We start from the raw sequence: 5,026 nt of genomic DNA on the forward strand, positions 1-5,026 counted from the left end.
GGTGTTCAACCGCTACCACTCGGAAACCGAGCTGATGCGCTACCTGCGCAAGCTGGCCGACAAGGATCTGGCGCTTGACCGGACCATGATCCCGCTGGGCTCCTGCACCATGAAGCTGAACGCCGCCAGCGAGATGATCCCAATCACCTGGCCGGAGTTTGGCGCCCTGCACCCCTTCGCGCCGGCCGGGCAGGCCCAGGGCTACCTGGAACTGACCACCGAGCTGGAAGCCATGCTGTGCAAGGCCACCGGCTATGACGCGGTGTCCCTGCAGCCCAACGCTGGCTCCCAGGGCGAATACGCCGGCTTGCTGGCCATCCGCGCCTACCACCTGAGCCGCGGCGACGACCAGCGCGACATCTGCCTGATCCCGCAATCGGCCCACGGCACCAACCCGGCGACCGCCAGCATGGTCGGCATGCGCGTGGTCGTGACCGCGTGCGACGCCCGCGGCAACGTGGACATCGCCGACCTCAAGGCCAAGGCCGAAGAGCACAAGGATCGCCTCGCCGCGCTGATGATCACCTACCCGTCCACCCACGGCGTGTTCGAGGAAGGCATCCGCGAAATCTGCGCCATCGTTCACGACAACGGTGGCCAGGTGTACATCGACGGCGCCAACATGAACGCCATGGTCGGCCTCTGCGCCCCGGGCCAGTTCGGTGGCGACGTGTCCCACCTGAACCTGCACAAGACCTTCTGCATCCCCCACGGCGGCGGCGGTCCGGGTGTCGGCCCGATCGGCGTGAAAGCCCACCTGGCACCGTTCCTGCCCGGCCACGCCCACATGGCCCGCAAGGAAGGCGCGGTCAGCGCGGCGCCGTTCGGCAGCGCCAGCATCCTGCCCATCACCTGGATGTACATCCGCATGATGGGCGGTGAGGGCCTCAAGCGCGCCTCGCAACTGGCCATCCTCAGCGCCAACTACGTTGCCCGTCGCCTGGAAGAGCACTACCCGGTGCTCTACACCGGCGACAACGGCCTGGTGGCCCACGAGTGCATCCTCGACCTGCGCCCGCTCAAGGACAGCAGCGGCATCAGCGTTGATGACGTGGCCAAGCGCCTGATCGACTACGGCTTCCACGCCCCGACCATGTCCTTCCCGGTGCCGGGCACCCTGATGATCGAACCCACCGAGAGCGAATCCAAGGAAGAGCTGGATCGCTTCTGCGACGCCATGATCCGCATCCGCGAAGAAATCCGCGCCGTGGAGAACGGTGAACTGGACGCCAACGACAACCCGCTGAAGAACGCCCCGCACACCGCGGCGGAACTGGTTGGCGAGTGGACCCACCACTACAGCCGCGAACTGGCCGTGTACCCCACCGCCAGCCTGGTGGAAGGCAAGTACTGGCCGCCGGTGGGCCGCGTGGACAACGTCTACGGTGATCGCAACCTGGTCTGCGCCTGCCCGTCCATCGAGGCCTACCAGGACGCCTGACGGCGCTCCTACAGCCAGACCCTTTGCGCTGCATTCATCCGAACAAGAAGGAAACCACCATGTTCCACAAGAGCCTCACACTGTCCGATTTCGACCCCGCGCTGTTCGACGCCATCCGCAACGAGGCCCAGCGCCAGGAAGAGCATATCGAGCTGATCGCCTCGGAGAACTACGCCAGCCCGCAGGTGATGCAGGCCCAGGGCACTGAGCTGACCAACAAGTACGCCGAGGGTTATCCGGGCAAGCGCTACTACGGCGGCTGCGAGTACGTGGATATCGTCGAGCAGTTGGCCATCGACCGAGCCAAGCAACTGTTCGGTGCCGATTACGCCAACGTCCAGCCGCACTCCGGCTCCCAGGCCAACAGCGCCGTCTACTTGGCCCTGCTCAATGCGGGCGACACCCTCCTTGGCATGAGCCTGGCCCACGGCGGCCACCTGACCCACGGCGCCAAGGTCAGTTCCTCCGGCAAGCTCTACAACGCCGTGCAGTACGGTATCGACGCCAATGGCCTGATCGACTACGACGAGGTCGAGCGCCTGGCCCTGGAGCACAAGCCGAAGATGATCGTCGCCGGCTTCTCCGCCTACTCCAAGACCCTCGACTTCCCGCGCTTTCGCGCCATCGCCGACAAGGTCGGCGCGCTGCTGTTCGTCGACATGGCCCACGTCGCCGGCCTGGTAGCCGCCGGCCTGTATCCGAATCCGCTGCCCTACGCCGACGTGGTCACCACCACCACCCACAAGACCCTGCGCGGCCCGCGTGGCGGCCTGATCCTGGCCAGGGCCAATGCGGACCTTGAGAAGAAGCTGAACTCCGCCGTATTCCCCGGTGCCCAGGGCGGCCCGTTGATGCATGTGATCGCCGCCAAGGCGGTGTGCTTCAAGGAAGCGCTGGACCCGTCCTTCAAGGACTACCAGGCCCAGGTAATCGCCAATGCCAAGGCCATGGCCACGGTGTTCATCCAGCGCGGCTATGACGTGGTGTCCGGCGGCACCGACAACCACCTGTTTCTGCTCAGCCTGATCCGTCAGGGCATCACCGGCAAGGACGCCGACGCTGCCCTCGGCCGCGTCGGCATCACCGTGAACAAGAACGCCGTGCCGAACGATCCGCAGTCGCCGTTCGTCACCTCCGGCCTGCGCATCGGCACTCCGGCAGTGACCACCCGGGGCTTCCTGGTGCCGGAATGCCGTGTCCTGGCCAGTTGGATCTGCGACATCCTCGACCACCTCGGTGACGCCGATGTCGAGGCGCAGGTGGCCAGGCAGGTGGCGCAGTTGTGCGCGCGCTTCCCGGTGTATCCGGCCTGATCGCCGGTCGGGCATTTCTGGGAGTCGCGTCATGTCGCTGAGCGTTTTTGATCTGTTCAAGGTGGGCATCGGCCCCTCCAGCTCCCACACGGTGGGGCCGATGCGCGCCGCTGCACGCTTCGTCCTCGGCCTCAAGTCGGATGGCTTGTTGGGGCGGGTTCAGAGCATGCGGGCGGAGCTCTACGGCTCCCTCGGTGCCACTGGCAAGGGCCACGGCAGCGACAAGGCCGTGTTGCTGGGGCTGGAAGGCGAGCAACCGGATACCGTGGATACCGAACGCGTGGATGAGCGCCTGGCGAGCATTCGCCAGAGCGGCGAACTGCGCCTGGGCGGCGAGAAGCCGATCCATTTCGTGGAAAAAGAGCACTTGGCGATGATCCGCAAGCCGCTCCCCTACCACCCCAACGGCATGATTTTCCGCGCCTTTGACGACGCCGGCATCCAGATCCGTTCGCGCGAGTACTACTCGGTGGGCGGCGGCTTCGTGGTGGACGAGGAAGCGGCCGGGCTCGACCGCATAGTCGAAGACCGCACGCCGCTGCCCTATCCCTTCAAGACCGGCAAGGACATGCTCGCCCACTGCAGCGCCACCGGACTCTCCATCAGCAGCCTGATGCGCGAGAACGAGAAAGCCTGGCGCACCCCTGAAGAGACCAGCGCCGGCCTGATGAAGATCTGGCAGGTGATGCAGGACTGCGTGACCACCGGCTGTCGCAAGGAAGGCATCATGCCCGGGGGGCTCAAGGTGAAGCGCCGCGCCGCCGCGCTCTACCGCCAACTCAGCGAACACCCGGAAGCCAGCCTGCGCGACAGCCTCAGCGTGCTGGACTGGGTCAACCTCTACGCCCTGGCGGTGAATGAGGAAAACGCCAGTGGCGGCCGTGTGGTCACCGCCCCTACCAACGGTGCGGCCGGCATCGTGCCCGCCGTGCTGCACTACTACAGCCGCTTCGTGCCGGGCGCCAACGCCGACGGTATCGAGCGCTTCCTGCTCACGGCCGCCGCCATTGGCATCCTCTACAAAGAGAACGCCTCCATCTCCGGTGCCGAAGTCGGCTGCCAGGGCGAAGTGGGCGTGGCCTGTTCGATGGCCGCCGGCGCGCTCTGTGAAGTCATGGGCGGCACCCCGCAGCAGGTGGAGAACGCCGCCGAAATCGGCATGGAGCACAACCTCGGCCTGACCTGCGACCCGGTCGGCGGACTGGTCCAGGTGCCCTGCATCGAGCGCAACGCCATGGGTTCGGTGAAGGCCATCAATGCCGCACGCATGGCCCTGCGCGGCGACGGCCAGCACTTCATCTCCCTCGACAAGGTCATCCGCACCATGCGCCAGACCGGCGCCGACATGAAGAGCAAGTACAAGGAAACCGCTCGCGGCGGCCTCGCCGTGAACATCATCGAATGCTGATTTCTCTCCCTCTCCCTCTGGGAGAGGGGCCGGGGGTGAGGGAAACCTCATCCCACTCGGACTTTTATTCCTGGAGCCTTACATGACCGATCTCGCCAAAACCCCGCTGCACGCCCTGCACCTCGAACTCGGCGCGCGCATGGTGCCCTTCGCCGGTTACGACATGCCGGTGCAATACCCGCTCGGCGTGCTCAAGGAGCACCTGCACACCCGCGAACAGGCCGGCCTGTTCGACGTGTCCCACATGGGCCAGATCATTCTGCGTGGCGAGCATGCGGCCCGCGCCCTGGAAAGCCTGGTGCCGGTGGACATCATCGACCTGCCCGCCGGCATGCAGCGCTATGCCCTGTTCACCGACGAAAACGGCGGCATCCTCGACGACCTGATGGTGGCCAATGCCGGCGACCACCTGGTGCTGGTGGTCAACGCCGCCTGCAAGGAGCAGGACCTGGCGCACCTGCAAGCGCACATCGGCGAACAATGCGAGATCGAGTCGCTGTTCGAATCCCGCGCTTTGCTGGCCCTGCAAGGTCCCGCCGCCGCCGAAGTGCTCGGCCGCCTGGCGCCGGAGGTGAAAACAATGACCTTCATGCAGTTCGGCCGCGTGCGCCTGGAAGGCGTGGAGTGCTACGTCAGCCGCTCCGGCTACACCGGCGAAGACGGTTACGAGATCTCCGTGCCCGTGGCCCAGGCCGAAGCCCTGGCGCGCACCCTGCTGGCCCAGCCGGAAGTCCAGCCGATTGGCCTGGGCGCCCGCGACTCCCTGCGCCTGGAAGCCGGCCTGTGCCTCTACGGCCATGACATGAACACCGACACCACGCCGGTGGACGCCAGCCTCACCTGGGCCATCTCCAAGGCCCGCCG

Annotated in this window: 4 protein-coding genes; all 4 read left to right on the top strand. The window is 66.2% G+C overall.

Annotated features, from left to right (window positions below):
* Nucleotides 1–1,441 (top strand): aminomethyl-transferring glycine dehydrogenase subunit GcvPB (gene gcvPB, locus E8F20_RS20850; RefSeq protein ID WP_280285443.1); only part of this gene is annotated, 1,441 nt, incomplete at its 5' end.
* A 59-nt stretch (nt 1,442–1,500) separates the two neighbouring features.
* Nucleotides 1,501–2,754 carry a serine hydroxymethyltransferase gene (gene glyA / locus E8F20_RS20855; RefSeq protein ID WP_280285444.1) on the top strand — a complete coding sequence of 418 codons (1,254 nt, stop codon included), beginning with the start codon at nt 1,501–1,503 and terminating at the stop codon, nt 2,752–2,754.
* 31 nt (nt 2,755–2,785) lie between these two features.
* Nucleotides 2,786–4,162, top strand: a complete 1,377-nt coding sequence (locus E8F20_RS20860) for an L-serine ammonia-lyase (RefSeq protein WP_280285445.1) — start codon at nt 2,786–2,788, stop codon at nt 4,160–4,162.
* An 82-nt stretch (nt 4,163–4,244) separates the two neighbouring features.
* A partial coding sequence (gene gcvT, locus E8F20_RS20865) for a glycine cleavage system aminomethyltransferase GcvT (RefSeq protein ID WP_280285446.1) occupies nt 4,245–5,026 on the top strand: 782 nt, incomplete at its 3' end.

This window comes from Pseudomonas sp. BN415 (assembly GCF_029871195.1).
Taxonomy (GTDB): domain Bacteria; phylum Pseudomonadota; class Gammaproteobacteria; order Pseudomonadales; family Pseudomonadaceae; genus Metapseudomonas; species Metapseudomonas resinovorans.